The following is a 17561-nucleotide window of genomic DNA, read 5'->3' as shown; positions in this document are numbered from 1 at the left end:
AGCCCTCGGGCAGTCTTGCGGCAGGCTGCCCGTTCCGGCTAGGCACTGGCAGCCAGCGCCACATCGTCGGCAAACTCCTGCACGAAGGCATCAAGCGCCTCCCAGTCAGTGAATTCGTGGTCCCGGCTGGTGTCCACCGATGCGCCTTCCTTCCTGGCAATCTGACGCATCAACGCCCGCTTGAAGAAATCGTATTCGAGGTATTTGAGCGCCCCGGCGGCATGATGCACCTTGGCAATGTGAAATCCGGTCTTCTTTTCCAGCTTGGCCGGATAGGTTTCCGCCTCGGCACGCTCGTCGGCGCTGTCGCTGTGAATGGCCAGAGAAACCGAGATGAATGCCGTGGGAACGGCAGCAAGCGCGGCTTTCCAGTCGATGAGAAACTGGGCGACAGATGTCGGATAGCGCCCGATGTGAATGGGCGCGCAGATCAACACGCCGTCAAAGCGGCCCGGAACGGCGAAGCCGGGTTCGCGCACGTCGCCGAGCACCACATGCTGACCTGCTTCCTCAAGCCTGGAAGCGGCGCGTTCGGCAATCTTGCGGGAATGCCCCTCAATCGTGGCGTAAAGAACCAGAACCGTCATGGGTGTGTCCTCCTTGTTCGGTGGAGGTCAGAATGCAGCGCTTGCGCAGGACAGGCATTGACGCAAGTCAATGGCTTGGAAACGAGCACGGGGCCTACCGTTCGGCCGTAACCTTGCGAGCCAGCTCCACAAGCTTGTCACCCGGCATTTGCGGCGAGACCTTGGCGGCAAAGGCCTCGGCGACCAGACTGCAGATCAGTTCGTTGACCGGTGCAGTGCGGCCATGCGTTTCGGCGAGCGATACGACGGCGCCATTGAGAAACCGGGTTTCCGGTTCACGGCCTGCCTTCAGATCATCCCATGAGGAGGACCGGGCGGTCTCATCCATCCTGAGCTGCTGGCGTGCGACAACGCGAAAGAGCCAGGTCGGCAGGCGCAGGACCCTTGGGATCAGGCGCGGATTGGTGCGGGTGGCACCAATGACCGGAATGCCGGCGGCGTCAAGCGCCGCGAGCAGTTCCTCCATCGCCATGGCCAGCACCTTTCGGTAACCGGGATCCCGAAACTGATTCAACAGCGGCAGACCGCTGATGACGTTGAGCCCATTGTTGAGGTTGAGCAGCAGCTTGCCCCATTGCATGGCGTCGAGATTGTCATGGACCTGCAGTTTCAAGGGCGACCCTTCAGTCAGCTTGGCCAGAGGGCCGGAGGCGTCAGACGGGCCGATCAGAACCGGGCCTTCCATCGAGCAGTGTACGGCATTCGGGGACAGGCGGACCACGTTGAAGGGGACGGTGCCCGCGACGACCTGATGGGGCGACACCAATCGCTTGAGCAGTTCGACATTGCCGACGCCGTTCTGCAGGCTGATGACCGTTGCATCTGGCTTGAGAACCCTGGCGAGATCAATTGCCGCGGCTTCGGTATCGCCGGACTTGGTGCAAAACAGCACGACATCACACTTTGCGAGACCCTCCACACCGCCGACAGCATAGTGCTCGGGCTTCAAGGCTGACTTGAAACCGTCGTAACGTGAGAGTGACAGGCCGCGCGACAGCGATTCCAGTGTGCGCCCGCGAGCGGCGAAAACCACATGTCCGCCGGCGACGGCGAGCATGCCACCGACATAGAGCCCGATAGCGCCGGCACCCATGATGCCGACCAATGGCGCGGGTTCACGGGTGGTGCTGTTCATGTCCTATCCCTTTGTCGAGCGTTCTTTTCTGAGCCGGGACCAGAAATCGAGGCGTTTGCGGAGATCGCGCTCAAAGCCCCTCTCCGGCGGATCGTAGAAGGTCTTTCGGCCCATGGCCTCCGGGAAATAGTCCTGACCGGAGAACGCGTCGGGTTGGTCGTGATCATAGAGATAGCCCTCGCTGTAGCCTTCGGCCTTCATCAGCTTGGTGGGCGCGTTGAGGATGTGCCGCGGCGGCAACAGCGAACCGCCTTCCTTGGCAGCGCGCATGGCGGATTTGTAGGCGGTGTAGACCGCATTGGATTTGGGCGCCGTGGCGAGATAGACGCAAGCCTGGGCCAGAGCCAGTTCACCTTCCGGCGAACCCAGAAAATCATAGGCATCCTTGGCCGCGTTGGCGACAACCAGTGCCTGGGGGTCGGCCAGTCCAATATCCTCGGATGCCATCCGCACCAGACGCCGGCCGAGAAACAGCGGATCCTCGCCAGCATCGAACATGCGGGCGAGATAGTAGAGCGCCGCGTCGGGATCGGAACCGCGCACCGCCTTGTGCAGCGCCGAGATCAGGTTGTAGTGGCCATCCTGGCCCTTGTCGTAGACAGGCGCGCGGCGCTGGACGACTTTCACAAGTGCTTCGACGTCAAACAGTTCACCCTCGCGGGCGGCGCGCCAGACCTCCTCGGCCAGTGTCAGAACCGCGCGTCCGTCACCGTCGGCCATGCCCAGCAAGCTCAGCCGCGCCTCGGGTTCCAGCGGCAGCGGCTTTCCGGTCTCGGCCTCGGCGCGCACGAGCAGGCTCTCGAGGCTCTCCTGGTCGTGGGGCTTGAAGGTCAGCACCCTTGCGCGAGAGAGAAGAGCTGCATTGAGTTCGAACGAGGGGTTTTCTGTGGTCGCGCCCACCAGCACGATGGTGCCATCCTCCATCACCGGCAGAAAACTGTCCTGCTGGGCCCGGTTGAAACGGTGGATCTCGTCGACGAAGAGCAGCGTCTGGCGGCCACTCATGCGGCGGGCCCTGGCTGATTCAAAAACCTTCTTGAGATCGGCAACGCCTGAGAAAATCGCAGAGATCTGATCAAACGCCAGCTCGGTCTCTCCGGCCAGGAGCCGCGCCACGGTGGTCTTGCCGGTGCCTGGGGGACCCCAGAAGATCATCGAGCCGAGACTTCCCGAGGCGATCATCCTGGTGATCGCCCCATCCGGGCCGGTCAGATGCGGCTGCCCCGTGACTTCGGCAAGGCTTGCCGGCCGCAGCCGGTCGGCAAGCGGGCGGTGCCCGCTCCGGGCGGCCTCGGGACTGGCGAACAGATCACTCATCGCATCACCTTATGATCTGGCGAATGCGCTGACCACCACGCACAATCTCGAAGCGCCAGAAGCTGGCGCCCTCGGTGAGCACCTGTTCGAGGATATCGACATTGGCGATTTCAACGCCATTGATGACGGCGATCAGATCTCCGGCCCGAAATCCGTATCGCCCGGCAATCGAGCGTCCGGGGACTTCCGTGACCACGACACCGCGCAGCGAGGACGGCAGCCGCAGCTGGGTGGCGATACGCGGGGTGATGTTGGACACAACCGCACCGGCAAACGGGTTCTGGCCCTCAAGGTTGCGGCGGTCACGCGGATTGTCCTCAGGCAGGGGCTGAAGCTTGATTTCAAGGCTGCGGCGGCCGTTGCGGCTGAGCACGTCAAGCTGCGCGCTGGTACCGACCCCGGTGGTCGCCAGCCGGTAGCCAAGTGCGTCGGGATGCTCGATCGGGCGGCCGTTGAACCCGAGCACGATATCGCCCACACGCAGTCCTGCATTCGCCGCGGGGCCTGAGTCCGTGACATCGGCAACCAGTGCCCCAATGGCCCGGTCGAGACCCAGCGCCTCGGCAATGTCGGGTGTTACCGGATCAAACGAAGCGCCGATAAAGGGCGGCTCGAACACAGTGCCGCCGGCCTCGGCGGTTTCGGCAACCGCCCGCACCAGATTGGCGGGAATGGCAAAACCGATGCCGTTGGAACCGCCGGAGCGGCTGAAAATCGCGGAGTTGATGCCGATCAGACGACCATTCATGTCTACCAGAGCGCCGCCGGAATTGCCGGGATTGATCGCGGCATCGGTCTGGATGAAGGAGCCGAAATCCGACACGCCGACGCTGTTGCGGGCAAGTGCGGAGACAATGCCGCTGGTCACGGTCTGACCGACGCCGAAGGGGTTGCCGATGGCCAGAACGATGTCGCCCACTTCAATCAGGTCGGTGTCGCCAAAATCGATGATCGGAAATGGCCCATTGCCTTCGATCTGCAGGATCGCGAGGTCGAAGCGCTCATCCTTGAGCAGGATACGGCTTTGAAACTCGCGCCCGTCGGCAAGCGCCACACGAACATCATCGGCGCCTTCGATGACGTGGTTGTTGGTCACGACGATGCCGTTTTGCTGAATGATGACGCCGGAGCCGAGGGAGGATTGCTTTTCGGTACGGTTGGGCATGCGCTGGCCGAAAAACTGTTCGAAGAACGGATCACCACCAAACGGCGACATGCTGCGCTGAACCAGCCGGTCGGCATAGACATTGACGACGGCCGGTGCGGTCGCCTTCACAAGCGGCGAGAAGGACTGCATCATGTCCGCCCGCGAGCGGGGCGGTTCGCGTCGAACCTCGTTGACAGGCGCGGCCTCGCTTCGGGGGGCCGCTTGTTCCCCGGTCTCTCCAATGACGCCGCGAAAGATCTTGCCTATGCTATCGGTCAGTGAATCTTCCACACTGGTCTGGGCCGTTGCCGGAACCAGCACCGGCACAACCAGCAGACACACGGCCAAAAGGGCAAACGGAACGACGCGCAGGCGCGAGCGATTTGGAATCATGTCGGCAATCCTCAGTGATTTGGGCCACTATGGCCCGACGCGGATACCAAAGTCATCATCAGTTTGACGGCTTGATGGCATCATGACCAATCAATAAAGAACACATCCTCGCGCGCCGGCCTGCATGATCTACCGAGTACACCTGACATCCCGCGATGGGTGTAGGCATCACGGCGGCTACACGAAATTGTGGTCGCGCCCCGGCTTTTCAGCGCCAGCCGGTGCTGTATCTTGCGAAGGTGTAATGCCGGCCAATCGCTTGCCTGCAGATCCGAGGAGTATCCGCCATGCGCCGTTACCGTCCCACAGCCATCCCGGGGTCCGAAATCACCCCGGAAGCCAGCTATCTGCAGCGCCGCGATATCCTGCGCCTTGGTGCCGCCGGCGGTCTCGCACTGGCAGCTCCACTGGCTTCACCCTCCCTCTCCATTGCTGCAGAACCTGAGCCGCTTGCAGCCGCACCCGGCGGATACGACCCCGGTGAAGAGCTGACGCCGGAGGCCGATGCCACCAGCTACAACAATTTCTATGAATTCGGCACCGGCAAGGGCGATCCGAAGGCCCGGTCGGGTGATTTCAATCCGCGGCCCTGGAGCATCAAGGTTGACGGCATGGTCGGCAAGCCCGCCGAATTCGATCTCGATGCACTCATGGCGCTGGGGCTTGAAGAACGGACCTACCGGATGCGGTGCGTGGAAGCCTGGTCGATGGTCATTCCATGGATCGGCTTTCCGCTGGCGGCGCTGCTCGACAAGGTCGAGCCGCAGGGCAGCGCCAAGTATGTGGCGTTCGAAACCATTGTCCGGGCGCAGGAAATGCCCGGCCAGCGCGGCGCATTCCAACCGCTCGACTGGCCCTATGTCGAGGGACTGAGGCTCGACGAGGCGCGACATCCGCTGACGATCATGGCGATGGGGCTCTACGGCAAGACGCTGCCCAACCAGAACGGTGCGCCGGTGCGGCTTGTGGTGCCGTGGAAATACGGCTTCAAGGGCATCAAGTCGATCGTCCGGATGACGCTAACCGAGGAACAGCCGGCCTCGACCTGGAACCGGCTGGCGCCGAACGAGTACGGCTTTTATGCCAACGTCAATCCGGCCGTCGATCATCCGCGCTGGAGCCAGGCAAAGGAAAACCGCATCGGTGGCGGCGGCTTCTTCGGCTCAAACGAGCGCCCGACACTGCCGTTCAACGGTTATGGCGATGAAGTCGCGAGCCTCTATGACGGCATGGACCTGACGGTAAATTTCTGATTATGCCTCTGCCCGCCCTGCCGAAACGGTATCATCCCGCCTCGATCTGGGCGCTCTACGCGGTCGGCCTGCTCCCGGCTGTATGGACGTTCTATCTCGGCGCGACCGGGCAGCTTATCGGCAATCCGGTGAAGATCTTTGAACACCTGCTTGGCGAATGGGCACTAAGGTTCATGATCCTGACACTGCTGATCTCGCCGATAAGGGATGTCCTCGGCATCAACTGGGTGCGCTACCGGCGGGCGCTGGGGCTTCTGGCCTTCTGGTATGTGGCGATGCATTTTCTCGCCTATATGGTGCTCGACAAGCGGCTGGCAATTGACGTGATCGTCGAGGACGTCTTCAAGCGCTGGTTCATCACAATCGGCATGGCTGGTTTCGTTCTGTTGATCCCGCTTGCGCTGACATCCAACCGCTGGTCGATCCGTAGGCTCGGGCCAGGCTGGAACAAACTGCACCGGCTGATCTATCCGATCGCCGCGGCAGGCGCCCTGCACTACTGCCTGTCGGTCAAGGTGATCGGGCCGGAACAGCTGATCTATGCAGGGCTGATAACAATTCTTATCGCCTGGCGGCTGGTTCGCCGACACTATATGGATTGGAAACGTGGCAAACGGCAAAGCAGTTCCGAACTTGCAAGCGCAATCCCGCGGGCGGACTAGAGCCGACCTTCAACTGCGAATCCGCGCGGAGAGCGAAGTTGCAAAGGCAACTTGTTCCGTTGCCCTCAACGAGCGGATATGGTCGTCTCATAGACGAGGATGCGAACGCCATGAAACTTGCTCACATCAACCTGGTGGCTCGCGATGCGGACTCGCTCGCAGCCTTCTACATAACTGTGCTGAAATGCGAACTGCTGCGCGCGCCCAGGACGTTGTATGGGGAAACTGTTTCACGAGGCAATGGCCTAGCGGGCTCTGAGATATACACGATCTGGCTCAAATTTCCCGAACTTGAACGTCCGTTTCTGGAAATACACCAGCATAGGGTCTCCCATCATCGCGATCAGCCAAGAGTTAACGAACCCGGCTTCGGTCACCTTGCGTTCCAGATGGAAGATATTGCAGATGCACTTTCCATGATCATCCAAGCTGGCGGGACCCAGATCGGCCAGACCATTGATCTCGGGACATCCGAGAAGCCGTGCTGGATCGCATATGCACGCGATCCGGAAGGAAACATACTTGAGCTTGAGCAAAAGGAAGCGCTGCTACGCGCGCCCAGCTGAGAACCACGTCATGTCGCCAGCCCATTCGGGAGGTATCTAACCAAGGGCGGCGCGAACTCCACAGAATGCAAAAGGCCGAGCGCGCGAAGCACCCGGCCTTTGTCAGTCTCTGCCAGAAGCAGTCCGCTTATGCGGCTTCTTCTTCGCTGGCTGCTTCCAGAGCCACGCGCGCGCGGTCCTTGGCGCCACGGGCGTCAACATCGCGATCAACGAACTCGACAACGGCCATCGGCGCGTTGTCGCCGGTGCGGAAACCGGCCTTCATGATGCGGATGTAGCCGCCGTTGCGGGTAGCGTAACGCGTGGCGATGGTGTCGAACAGCTTGCGCACTGCCTCGTTGTCGCGGATCTGCGAGATCGCCTGGCGGCGGGCATGCAGATCGCCGCGCTTGCCGAGCGTGACGAGCTTTTCGACGATCGGACGGATTTCCTTGGCCTTGGGCAAGGTGGTCACGATCTGCTCATGTTCGATGAGCGAAGCCGCCATGTTGGCGAACATCGCCTTGCGGTGGCTTGAGGTACGGTTCAGCTTGCGACCTGAATTTGCGTGGCGCATGGCTTGTCTCCTTCACATGCAGGCGCACGCCTGCCGTTTGACGGTTTAATACTGGTCTTCGTAACGCTTGGCGAGATCTTCGATGTTTTCCGGCGGCCAGGACGGAACTTCCATACCCAGATGCAGGCCCATGGAAGCCAAGACTTCCTTGATCTCGTTGAGTGACTTGCGGCCAAAGTTCGGAGTCCGGAGCATTTCGGCTTCGGTCTTCTGGATCAGGTCGCCGATATAGACGATGTTGTCGTTCTTCAGGCAGTTTGCCGAACGCACCGACAGCTCCAGCTCGTCGACCTTCTTGAGAAGCGACGGGTTGAAAGCCAGTTCGGCAACGGTTTCCTCGTGAACTTCCTTCTGCGGCTCGTCGAAGTTGACGAAAACGCCGAGCTGGTCCTGAAGAATACGGGCTGCGTAGGCCACGGCATCTTCGCCGCTGACCGAACCATCGGTTTCGATGTTCAGCGTCAGCTTGTCATAATCAAGAACCTGGCCTTCACGGGTGTTCTCCACCTTGTAGGAGCACTTCTTGACCGGCGAGTAGAGGCTGTCGACCGGGATCAGGCCGATCGGTGCATCTTCTGCGCGGTTGCGGTCGGCAGGCACGTAGCCCTTGCCGTTGTTGACGGTGAACTCCATGCGGATTTCAGCGCCCTCGTCGAGCGTGCACAGAACATGCTCGGGGTTGAGGATCTCGATATCGCCGACGGTCTGGATGTCGCCAGCCTTGACCACACCGGGGCCCTGCTTGCGAACAACCATGCGCTTGGCTTCGTCGCCTTCCATGCGGATGGCGATTTCCTTGATGTTCAGGATGATGTCGGTCACATCTTCGCGAACACCCGGGATCGAGGAGAATTCATGCAGCACGCCGTCGATCTGCACGGCCGTGACGGCAGCGCCACGCAGCGAGGACAGAAGCACGCGACGCAGGGCATTGCCCAAGGTCAGACCGAAGCCACGCTCGAGCGGTTCGGCTACCACGGTCGCCTTGGTGCGGCCCGAGGTGTTGAACTCGACCTTGCTGGGCTTGATCAATTCCTGCCAGTTTTTCTGAATCATATCTGTTGCCTTCCTGTTGCCGCACCATCCAATCGTGCGGCCAAGTGAGAAGAGGATCAAACGGGCGCAGGCAAGGCCCGGCCCGTTGAGAAAACCGCCAGTCTGTTAAACGCGGCGCTTCTTGCGCGGGCGGCAGCCATTGTGCGGGATCGGTGTCACATCACGGATCGAAGTGATGGTCAGGCCGGCAGCCTGGAGCGCGCGGAGTGCCGACTCACGGCCCGAACCGGGGCCGCAGACTTCAACTTCCAGCGACTTCATGCCGTGTTCCTGAGCCTTCTTGGCAGCATCTTCAGCGGCCATCTGGGCGGCGAACGGCGTCGACTTGCGCGACCCCTTGAAACCCTTGGAGCCAGCAGATGACCACGAGATGGCATTGCCCTGCGCATCGGTGATTGTGATCATCGTGTTGTTGAAGGACGAGTTGACGTGGGCTACGCCCGACGAGATGTTCTTGCGTTCGCGCCGTTTGACGCGTGCGGCTTCCTTGGCCATGATTTTTCCTTTCGAGATATCAGCACCGCCGTAGCACCAGCGGCTCCACCGGGATGCGCCTCAACGCCAGCCCCAACCTGAAAGCGGTGGTCGTTAGAACCACCGCTCCGGTTTCGGGACCGCCGCCCAGGCGAAGCCCAATTACTTTTTCTTGCCAGCAATCGCCTTTGCCGGACCCTTGCGGGTACGGGCATTGGTGTGGGTCCGCTGACCGCGGACCGGCAGGCCACGACGATGGCGCAGGCCGCGGTAGCAGCCCAGATCCATCAGACGCTTGATGTTCATCGAATTCTCGCGGCGCAGATCGCCCTCGACCTGGTAGTCGCGGTCGATGGTTTCGCGGATCTGCAGCACTTCGGCGTCAGAAAGCTGATTGACGCGGCGCTCCAGCGGAATGCCGACCTTTTCGACGATTTCCTGGGCAAACTTGTTGCCAATGCCGTGGATGTAAGTCAGCGCGATGACGACGCGCTTGTTCGTCGGAATGTTTACGCCAGCTATGCGGGCCATGTGCTTCTCCATGTGGGCCGGGACAGATCTGATCTGGCCGGCGGGTTATCGTTGACCCGCGTCCGGTGGAGGCCGGCCCTTGCGGGGTAGTCTGTACCGAAACCGACCTGCCCGGCTGGGCACTGCGGCTCCGGATGCTTCGCAACCCGACACACTAAAAGCGACCAGAGCCGTATCCTCAAGCCTTCGAGGAGACGCGCCGGTCGCTGGAATGTCGCGAGTTGAGCGGGTCTTAGCGGAACAGCAAGGCTTTCGTCAACCTCTGCGCTGTCCTATTTTACGCAAACTTGACGCCCGGTGGGCGGCCAGACCTGTTCGAGCCGCCCGCCGGACTGTCAAATCATCTTACAGAGAAGCCAGAACGGCCTCGATTTCCTCTGTCACCGCGTCGATGGCGAGCATGCCGTCCACCGTGCGCAGCGCCCCCTTGGCATAATAATAGCCCGTCAGTGGCGCGGTCTTCTTGTAATACTCGCGCAGACGCTCCTCGAACACTTCCGGGTTATCGTCCTTGCGCACCGGCTGACCCGCGGCTGCAGCTTCCTCGGCCCGCTTGACGATACGGCCGACAAGCGCCTTGTCGTCGACCAGGAGTTCAATGACCGAATCAAGCTTCATGCCCTTGGCATTAAGCATGGCTTCCACCGCGTCGGCCTGAACCAGTGTGCGCGGATAACCGTCGAGAATGAAACCACGGGCGCAATCGGGTTGATCAATGCGTTCGGAGACAATCGCATTGACGATATCATCGGAGACCAGCTCGCCGGCATCCATGACTGCCTTGGCACGCTTGCCGACTTCCGTACCGGCCGTCACCGCAGCGCGCAGCATATCGCCCGTCGACAGTTGCGGAATGCCGTGTTTTTCGACCAGACGCTGCGCCTGGGTCCCCTTGCCCGCACCCGGCGGTCCCAAAAGTATTAGCTTCATCGTCCCTTCTTGCCTCCCCGAAGTTTGGACTTCTTGATCAACCCTTCATACTGCTGGGCAATCAGATGTCCCTGAATCTGCGCAACCGTGTCGAGCGTCACCGAGACGACGATCAGAAGCGACGTACCACCCAAATAGAACGGAACGCCAGTCTGCGCGATTAGAAATTCGGGTAAGAGACAGACAAAAATCAGATACATGGCGCCAACCACAGTGATTCGCGTCAGCACGAAGTCGATGTACTCAGCGGTCCGCTCGCCGGGGCGGATGCCCGGGATAAAGCCGCCGTGGCGCTTGAGATTGTCGGCGGTGTCCTTCGGATTGAACACGATCGCGGTGTAGAAGAAGGCAAAGAAGCCGATCATCAGCGCATAAAGAGCCATGTAGGCCGGCTGGCCGTGGCCGAGCGACGCCAGCAGGGTCGAGGCCCAGCCCGGAAGATCGCCGGTATTGGCGAAGCCCGCGATGGTTGCCGGCAGAAGCAGCAGCGACGAGGCAAAGATCGGCGGGATCACGCCGGCAGTGTTGAGCTTGAGCGGCAGGTGCGACGTGTCGCCCTGGAACATCCGCGAACCGACCTGGCGCTTGGGGTACTGGATCAGCAACTGCCGCTGGGCCCGTTCGATGAACACGATGAAAGCGATGACGGCAATTGCGACGATGATAACAGCAATGATCAGGCCGGTGGAAAGCGCGCCGGTGCGGCCGAGTTCCAGAGTGCCGGCAACGGCGCTCGGCAGGGCTGCAACGATGCCCGCGAAGATGATCAGCGAAATACCGTTGCCGATACCACGTGCAGTAATCTGCTCGCCGAGCCACATCAGGAACATGGTACCGCCGACAAGCGTGATGACGGTGGCGATGCGGAAGAACCAACCCGGATCGGTGACGATGTTGGTGCCGGACTCCAGACCGACGGCGATACCGTAGGCCTGTACAGTACCAAGCAGCACGGTGCCGTAGCGGGTGTACTGGTTGATGATCTTGCGTCCCTGCTCGCCCTCTTTCTTGAGCTGCTCGAGCGTGGGAATGACCGACGTCATCAACTGGATGATGATCGAGGCCGAAATGTAGGGCATGATGCCGAGCGCGAAGATCGCCATGCGCTCGACGGCGCCGCCGGCAAACATGTTGAAAAGGCCGAGAATGCCGCCGGCCTGGCCCTGGAAGGCCTGCGCGAAGGCTTCCGGATTGATGCCGGGAAGCGGGATGTAGGTTCCGAGGCGATACACCAGAAGTGCGCCAAGCGTGAACCAGATACGCTTTTTGAGATCTTCCGCCTTGGCGAAAGCTCCGAAGTTCAAATTGGAAGCGAGTTGTTCGGCTGCAGATGCCATTGCGTTCTCCGCGCGGCCCATCCGGCGCCTGATGAACCCGATCATCTCCGGAGGGTCTGAGTTGGTTTCACCGGACGTTGCGGCCTGACCGGTTCAACCGTGCCTGGCGCCTGCCCCAGCCGACGCGGCCTGGCGCGACGACTGATCCCATATGGGATGAAAACCGCCCGATGTGAAGCACCGGGCGGTCAAAAACTTGTTATTCTTCGGTCGCTGCCGGAGCCGAAGCGAGCAGCTTGATCGAGCCGCCGGCCTTTTCGACCTTTTCGATGGCTGTGCGCGAGGCACCTGCGACTTCAAGCGCCAGCTTGGCCTTGAGCTCGCCGTCGGCGAGGAGCCGGACACCGTCCTTGGTACGGCGGATGACGCCGGCAGCCTTGAGTGCTGCAACATCAACGGTCGCCTTGCCATCAAGCTTGCCCGCATCGATCGCAGTCTGAATACGGCCAACCGACACGACGTTGAAGTCGGACGAGAAGATGTTGTTGAAGCCGCGCTTAGGCAGACGACGGTAAATCGGCATCTGGCCGCCTTCAAAACCGTTGATGGCAACGCCGGAACGGGACTTCTGCCCCTTGACGCCACGGCCACCGGTCTTGCCGGAACCCGAACCGATACCGCGACCTACGCGCTTACGGTTCTTTGTTGCACCTTCGTTGTCGGTGATCTCATTGAGTTTCATGACAGTTCACTCCCACTCACTTCTCGTCGACAACGCGAACGAGGTGGCTCACCGAGCGGATCATGCCACGAACGGACGGAGTGTCCTCGAGGGTCCGGCGGCGGTGCATCTTGTTGAGGCCCAGGCCGATCAGCGTCTGACGCTGAACGTTGGGACGGCGAATCGGGCTGCCGATCTGTTCGACGGTGACCGTCTTGCCCTTTTTATTGTCAGCCATGGTCTTGGCTCCCTAATACGATAAAGGCGGACGCCCGATTACTCTTCGGCGCCGGCGGTTACACCGCGGCGTTCCTGGAGCGTGGAGTACTTCATGCCGCGCTGCGAAGCGATGTCCTTGGGGTGCATCTGGTTCTTCAGCGCGTCAAAGGTGGCACGGACCATGTTGTACGGGTTGGAAGATCCCGTCGACTTGGCCACAACATCCTGCATGCCGAGCGTTTCGAAAACAGCACGCATCGGACCACCGGCGATGATACCGGTACCGGGCTTGGCAGCACGCAGGAGCACCTTGCCGGCGCCGTGACGGCCGTGCACATCATGGTGCAGGGTGCGGCCCGAGCGAAGCGGGACGAAAATCAGATCGCGCTTGGCCGACTCAGTCGCCTTGCGGATCGCTTCCGGCACTTCGCGTGCCTTGCCGTGACCGAAGCCAACGCGGCCCTTCTGGTCTCCGACAACCACCAGGGCTGCAAACCCGAAACGGCGGCCGCCCTTGACGACCTTGGCAACGCGGTTGATGTGTACGAGCTTGTCGACGAATTCGCTGTCGCGCTCTTCGTCTCTACCGCGGTTGTCGCGGCGACCTTCCTTGGCCATTGTCCTGTTCCTTATTCTTTTCCGGAATCAATCGGCTGGTTCTGATTAGAAGCTCAGACCGCCTTCGCGGGCTGCTTCGGCGAGGGCCTTGATGCGGCCGTGATAAATGAATGCACCACGGTCGAAAACGACTTCGGTAACGCCGGCCTTGACCGCGCGCTCCGCAACCAGTTTTCCAACTGCTGCAGCAGCAGCCACATCGGCACCCGTCTTGAGGTCGGCGCGCAGGCCGGCATCAAGCGTTGATGCGGCGGCAAGCGTGCGGCCTGCCGCATCGTCGATAACCTGAACATAGATGTTCTTCGACGAGCGATGTACCGACAGGCGTGGACGGCCATTGGCCACCGCTTTGATCTGGCGACGTACCCGGTCGGAACGACGCGTAAGGGATTGTTTCCTGCTAGCCATTTCGCGTCTTCCTTACTTCTTCTTGCCTTCTTTGCGGACAATCCGCTCTTCAGCATACTTCACGCCCTTGCCCTTGTAGGGCTCGGGGCTCCGGTAGGCGCGGATTTCCGCAGCAACCTGGCCCAGCACCTGCTTGTCGATGCCGGTGATGACGATTTCCGTCGGCTTCGGGCAAGCGATGTTGACGCCCTTTGGAGGCTGGTAGACGACATCATGGCTGAAGCCGAGAGCCAGCTGCAGGTTCTGGCCCTGCATGGCGGCACGATAACCGACGCCGTTGATTTCGAGCTTGCGCTCGTAGCCGTCCTTCACCCCTGTCAGGATGTTGGAAACCATGGTGCGCGACATGCCCCACTTGGAGCGGGCGTCCTTGGAGTTATCCACGGGCGTGACAACAATCGCGTTGTCTTCAAGCTTCAGCGACACTTCGTCGTTAGCAACAAAGGACAGCTCACCCTTGGGACCCTTGGCGACCACTGTCTGGCCGTCGATCGTCGCGGTGACGCCGGCGGGGACTGGGACGGGCTTTTTACCGATACGAGACATTGTTCAACCTGTCTGTTCGAGTTGGAGATCCTGCGCGATCAGAAGATCGAGCAGAGAACCTCACCACCAACATTGTGCTCGCGCGCAACATGATCGGCCAAAACGCCCTTCGGAGTCGAAAGGATCGTGATGCCGAGACCGTTGGCGACCTGCGGAATGGACTTAACGGAGACGTACACGCGACGGCCCGGCTTGGAGACGCGGGCGATCTCGCGGATCACCGGTGCGCCTTCGTGATACTTGAGCTCGATGCTCAGCTCGGACTTGCCGTTGTCGTATGCAACTTCGGTGTATCCGCGGATATAGCCTTCGGCCTGCAGCACATCGAGCACGCGGGCGCGCAGCTTGGAAGCGGGCGTCGACACCGAGGACTTACGGCGAGCAACGCCGTTGCGGATGCGGGTGAGCATATCACCCAGTGGATCAGTCATTGCCATGTTGCGTGCTCCTTACCAGCTCGACTTGACCAGGCCGGGCACCTTGGCCAGCGACCCGAGTTCACGCAATGCGATACGCGACATGCCCAGCTTGCGGTAGAACGCACGCGGACGGCCGGTAACTTCGCAACGATTGCGAACGCGGATCTTGGATCCGTTGCGCGGCATTTCGGCCAGTTTCAGGGTTGCACGGAAGCGTTCCTCGATCGGAAGCTCCTGATTTTGTGTGATCGCCTTGAGTGCGGCGCGCTTTGACGCGTCACGTGCGACCAGCTTGCGGCGGCGCTTGTTCTTTTCGATTGCGCTGACTTTCGCCATGATCAGATATCCTTTTTACGAATGCCGTTACGATTACTGACGGAAGGGGAAGTTGAACTCTTTCAAAAGAGCCCGCGCTTCGTCGTCCGTCGGTGCCGTCGTACAAACGATGATGTCCATGCCCCAGATCTGATCAACCTTGTCGTAGTTGACCTCCGGAAACACGATGTGCTCCTTGATGCCCATGGCGAAGTTGCCACGGCCGTCAAAGCTCTTCGGGTTCAGGCCGCGAAAGTCACGAACGCGCGGCAGCGCGATGGTGATCAGCCGGTCCATGAATTCAAACATGCGATTGCCACGCAGGGTGACCTTGGCGCCGATCGGCATCTGCTCACGCAGCTTGAAGCCAGCAATCGAATTGCGGGCCCGGGTGATCACAGGCTTCTGGCCGGCGATTGCTGCAAGATCTTCAGCCGCGATAGCTGGCTTCTTGGAGTCCGCAGTCGCTTCACCAACACCCATGTTGATGACGATCTTGTCGAGGCGCGGGATCTGCATCTCGTTTGCGTAGGCAAACTGATCCTGCATCGCCTTGCGAATACGCTCGACATAATCCTTCTTGAGCCGTGGCTCGTACTTATCAGCCATCGATGACCACTCCCGAACGCTTAGCTACGCGCACCTTCTTCTCGCCCTCGATGCGGAAACCGACGCGGGTCGGCTTGCCATCCTTGGGGTCGGCAATCGCAAGATTGGAGAGGTGAAGCGAAGCTTCCTTGTTGATAATGCCGGCTTCCTGGGTCTGGGTCTGGCGCTGGTGGCGCTTGACCATGTTCAGACCACGGACAACCGCACGGTCTTCCTTCGGCATGACAGCAAGAACTTCGCCACTGCGGCCCTTGTCCTTGCCGGCCAGAACGACGACCTTGTCGCCTTTGCGGATCTTTTGCATCGGTTCGTTCCTTACAGCACTTCGGGAGCCAGGGAGATGATCTTCATGTGGCTCTTGGCGCGCAATTCGCGCGGAACCGGTCCGAAGATACGAGTGCCGATCGGCTCTTTCTTGTTGTCGATCAGCACAGCTGCGTTCCGGTCGAACCGGATGACGCTGCCGTCGGCGCGACGAATGTCCTTGGCTGTCCGAACGACAACCGCCTTCATCACATCACCCTTCTTGACGCGGCCGCGCGGAATGGCCTCCTTGATCGAGACGACAATGATGTCGCCGATGGAAGCATATTTCCGCTTGGAACCGCCCAAAACCTTGATGCACATGACACGACGAGCGCCGGAATTATCCGCGACGTCGAGGTTTGTCTGCATCTGAATCATATCAGGCCGCCTTCTTGTTGTTACCGGCACGGTTGGGCGGAAAGGCCCCCTATGCCAGCTTAGGAATCAATTCTTTTTGTGCGCGGGAAGGATGTTGCCAAGGTGGTTTCCCCGAAAGGACCTTCCATGCGCTGAAAGCAGAAGAACGCCCGTTTCCGGGGCGTTCTGCGCCAATGGCCTGCTTCATACAGGATTCTCGGCGGGGCGCAAGTGCCCTCGCCTCAAAACCTATTCATTCAAGCCTGGACGGTCTCGATGACTGTCCAGCGTTTGTCCTTGGAAATGGGCGCGCATTCCTGGATGGAAACCTCATCGCCCACTTTGTACTGGTTGTTTTCGTCGTGTGCCTTGTAGTTCTTGGTGCGACGAACGATCTTGCGCATGACCGGATGCGCGAAACGGCGTTCCACCCGGACCACTACGGTCTTCTCGTTCTTGTCACTGACAACAGTGCCCTGCAGAATGCGTTTTGGCATTTTCTTCGGTCCTTAGGCCTTGGATTCGGCCGCCTTCTGGCGGGCAATAGTCTTGATCCGAGCGATATCGCGGCGAACTTGCTGAACGCGCGATGTCTTTTCGAGCTGGCCGGTAGCGCCCTGGAAACGCAGGTTGAACTGCTCTTTCTTCAGCTTGGCGAGCTCATCATTGAGTTGGTCGACGCTCAAGGCGCGAACATCAGCGGCTTTCATGATCCGTCTCCTTACTCTGCGATGCGCTGTACGAAGCGGGTCTTGACCGAAAGCTTGGCTGCGCCGAGACGCAGGGCTTCACGGGCGAGTTCCTCGCTGACACCGTCGATTTCGAACATGATACGGCCGGGCTTGACCTTTGCAGCCCAGTAATCGACCGAACCCTTGCCCTTACCCATGCGGACTTCCGTCGGCTTGGACGTGACCGGCACGTCCGGGAAGATGCGGATCCATACACGGCCGGCACGCTTCATGTGACGGGTGATGGCCCGGCGGGCGGCTTCGATCTGGCGCGCATTGACGCGGTCAGGCTCTTGTGCCTTCAAGCCGTAGGAACCGAAATTCAAGTCCGAGCCGCCCTTGGCGACGCCCTTGATGCGGCCCTTGAACTGCTTGCGGTACTTGGTACGCTTTGGCTGCAACATTGTCTAATTCTCCGAATTATCTGC

Annotated in this window: 26 protein-coding genes; 3 read left to right on the top strand and 23 right to left on the bottom strand. The window is 60.4% G+C overall.

Annotated features, from left to right (window positions below; all coding sequences use genetic code 11):
* Positions 1–38: 38 nt before the first annotated feature.
* The 4 genes from GTW23_RS19145 to GTW23_RS19130 all read right to left on the bottom strand — a co-directional run bounded on the left by GTW23_RS19145 (position 39) and on the right by GTW23_RS19130 (position 4339).
* Positions 39–587, bottom strand: coding sequence for a flavodoxin domain-containing protein (locus GTW23_RS19145; RefSeq protein WP_152009026.1), 549 nt, complete (start codon positions 585–587; stop codon positions 39–41).
* Between the two features lie 94 nt (positions 588–681).
* Positions 682–1722, bottom strand: a complete 1041-nt coding sequence (locus tag GTW23_RS19140; protein WP_252916915.1) for a 2-dehydropantoate 2-reductase — start codon at positions 1720–1722, stop codon at positions 682–684.
* Between the two features lie 3 nt (positions 1723–1725).
* Complete coding sequence (locus tag GTW23_RS19135; protein ID WP_252916914.1) at positions 1726–3039, bottom strand: replication-associated recombination protein A; 1314 nt, start codon at positions 3037–3039, stop codon at positions 1726–1728.
* A 4-nt stretch (positions 3040–3043) separates the two neighbouring features.
* Positions 3044–4339 carry a DegQ family serine endoprotease gene (locus GTW23_RS19130; RefSeq protein WP_252917011.1) on the bottom strand — a complete coding sequence of 432 codons (1296 nt, stop codon included), beginning with the start codon at positions 4337–4339 and terminating at the stop codon, positions 3044–3046.
* 527 nt (positions 4340–4866) lie between these two features.
* Between GTW23_RS19130 and msrP the strand changes: the two genes are divergently transcribed.
* From msrP to GTW23_RS19115, 3 genes are all read left to right on the top strand, one after another.
* Positions 4867–5832, top strand: coding sequence for a protein-methionine-sulfoxide reductase catalytic subunit MsrP (gene msrP, locus GTW23_RS19125; RefSeq protein ID WP_252916913.1), 966 nt, complete (start codon positions 4867–4869; stop codon positions 5830–5832).
* On the top strand, positions 5832–6494 hold the full coding sequence (gene msrQ, locus GTW23_RS19120; protein ID WP_252917010.1) for a protein-methionine-sulfoxide reductase heme-binding subunit MsrQ: 663 nt from the start codon (positions 5832–5834) through the stop codon (positions 6492–6494). Before msrP ends, msrQ begins: the two co-directional genes overlap by 1 nt.
* 110 nt (positions 6495–6604) lie before the next feature.
* A complete protein-coding gene (locus GTW23_RS19115) occupies positions 6605–7060 on the top strand; it encodes a VOC family protein (RefSeq protein ID WP_152009032.1) in 456 nt (151 codons plus the stop codon).
* Positions 7061–7187: 127 nt separating this feature from the next.
* Here GTW23_RS19115 and rplQ read toward each other — a convergent pair whose 3' ends face one another.
* The 19 genes from rplQ to rplP form a co-directional block, all read right to left on the bottom strand.
* Complete coding sequence (gene rplQ, locus GTW23_RS19110; RefSeq protein ID WP_152009033.1) at positions 7188–7616, bottom strand: 50S ribosomal protein L17; 429 nt, start codon at positions 7614–7616, stop codon at positions 7188–7190.
* A gap of 45 nt (positions 7617–7661) precedes the next feature.
* A complete protein-coding gene (locus tag GTW23_RS19105) occupies positions 7662–8672 on the bottom strand; it encodes a DNA-directed RNA polymerase subunit alpha (RefSeq protein ID WP_152009034.1) in 1011 nt (336 codons plus the stop codon).
* A gap of 105 nt (positions 8673–8777) precedes the next feature.
* Entirely contained in the window at positions 8778–9167 is a 390-nt protein-coding gene (gene rpsK / locus GTW23_RS19100) for a 30S ribosomal protein S11 (protein WP_152009035.1), read from the bottom strand.
* Positions 9168–9308: 141 nt separating this feature from the next.
* Positions 9309–9677, bottom strand: a complete 369-nt coding sequence (gene rpsM / locus GTW23_RS19095) for a 30S ribosomal protein S13 (RefSeq protein WP_152009036.1) — start codon at positions 9675–9677, stop codon at positions 9309–9311.
* A gap of 345 nt (positions 9678–10022) precedes the next feature.
* Entirely contained in the window at positions 10023–10607 is a 585-nt protein-coding gene (locus GTW23_RS19090) for an adenylate kinase (protein WP_152009037.1), read from the bottom strand.
* Entirely contained in the window at positions 10604–11944 is a 1341-nt protein-coding gene (gene secY, locus GTW23_RS19085; protein ID WP_152009038.1) for a preprotein translocase subunit SecY, read from the bottom strand. The genes GTW23_RS19090 and secY overlap by 4 nt, the downstream gene beginning before the upstream one ends.
* 199 nt (positions 11945–12143) lie before the next feature.
* Complete coding sequence (gene rplO, locus GTW23_RS19080; RefSeq protein ID WP_252916912.1) at positions 12144–12626, bottom strand: 50S ribosomal protein L15; 483 nt, start codon at positions 12624–12626, stop codon at positions 12144–12146.
* Positions 12627–12642: 16 nt separating this feature from the next.
* On the bottom strand, positions 12643–12843 hold the full coding sequence (rpmD, locus tag GTW23_RS19075; RefSeq protein WP_152009040.1) for a 50S ribosomal protein L30: 201 nt from the start codon (positions 12841–12843) through the stop codon (positions 12643–12645).
* 38 nt (positions 12844–12881) lie between these two features.
* Positions 12882–13442 (bottom strand): 30S ribosomal protein S5, encoded by a 561-nt coding sequence (gene rpsE / locus GTW23_RS19070; RefSeq protein ID WP_152009041.1) that lies wholly within the window; start codon positions 13440–13442, stop codon positions 12882–12884.
* Between the two features lie 45 nt (positions 13443–13487).
* Positions 13488–13850, bottom strand: coding sequence for a 50S ribosomal protein L18 (gene rplR, locus GTW23_RS19065; protein WP_152009042.1), 363 nt, complete (start codon positions 13848–13850; stop codon positions 13488–13490).
* A 12-nt stretch (positions 13851–13862) separates the two neighbouring features.
* Positions 13863–14396: a 50S ribosomal protein L6 gene (gene rplF, locus GTW23_RS19060; RefSeq protein WP_152009043.1), complete on the bottom strand. Its 534-nt coding sequence runs from the start codon at positions 14394–14396 to the stop codon at positions 13863–13865.
* A gap of 38 nt (positions 14397–14434) precedes the next feature.
* Positions 14435–14833 (bottom strand): 30S ribosomal protein S8, encoded by a 399-nt coding sequence (rpsH, locus tag GTW23_RS19055; RefSeq protein WP_152009044.1) that lies wholly within the window; start codon positions 14831–14833, stop codon positions 14435–14437.
* Positions 14834–14845: 12 nt separating this feature from the next.
* Positions 14846–15151, bottom strand: a complete 306-nt coding sequence (gene rpsN / locus GTW23_RS19050; protein ID WP_152009045.1) for a 30S ribosomal protein S14 — start codon at positions 15149–15151, stop codon at positions 14846–14848.
* Positions 15152–15184: 33 nt separating this feature from the next.
* Positions 15185–15739 (bottom strand): 50S ribosomal protein L5, encoded by a 555-nt coding sequence (gene rplE / locus GTW23_RS19045; protein ID WP_252916911.1) that lies wholly within the window; start codon positions 15737–15739, stop codon positions 15185–15187.
* A complete protein-coding gene (rplX, locus tag GTW23_RS19040) occupies positions 15732–16043 on the bottom strand; it encodes a 50S ribosomal protein L24 (RefSeq protein ID WP_252916910.1) in 312 nt (103 codons plus the stop codon). Before rplX ends, rplE begins: the two co-directional genes overlap by 8 nt.
* Positions 16044–16054: 11 nt before the next feature.
* Entirely contained in the window at positions 16055–16423 is a 369-nt protein-coding gene (gene rplN, locus GTW23_RS19035; protein ID WP_035528307.1) for a 50S ribosomal protein L14, read from the bottom strand.
* Between the two features lie 236 nt (positions 16424–16659).
* Positions 16660–16899, bottom strand: coding sequence for a 30S ribosomal protein S17 (gene rpsQ / locus GTW23_RS19030; RefSeq protein ID WP_152009048.1), 240 nt, complete (start codon positions 16897–16899; stop codon positions 16660–16662).
* Between the two features lie 12 nt (positions 16900–16911).
* Positions 16912–17112, bottom strand: coding sequence for a 50S ribosomal protein L29 (gene rpmC / locus GTW23_RS19025; protein ID WP_152009049.1), 201 nt, complete (start codon positions 17110–17112; stop codon positions 16912–16914).
* A gap of 11 nt (positions 17113–17123) precedes the next feature.
* Entirely contained in the window at positions 17124–17537 is a 414-nt protein-coding gene (rplP, locus tag GTW23_RS19020) for a 50S ribosomal protein L16 (RefSeq protein ID WP_097109094.1), read from the bottom strand.
* Positions 17538–17561: the final 24 nt, after the last annotated feature.

The organism is Parahoeflea alexandrii (genome assembly GCF_024105735.1).
GTDB classification, from domain to species: domain Bacteria; phylum Pseudomonadota; class Alphaproteobacteria; order Rhizobiales; family Rhizobiaceae; genus Hoeflea; species Hoeflea alexandrii.
This window is presented reverse-complemented; position numbering and strand designations above follow the sequence as displayed.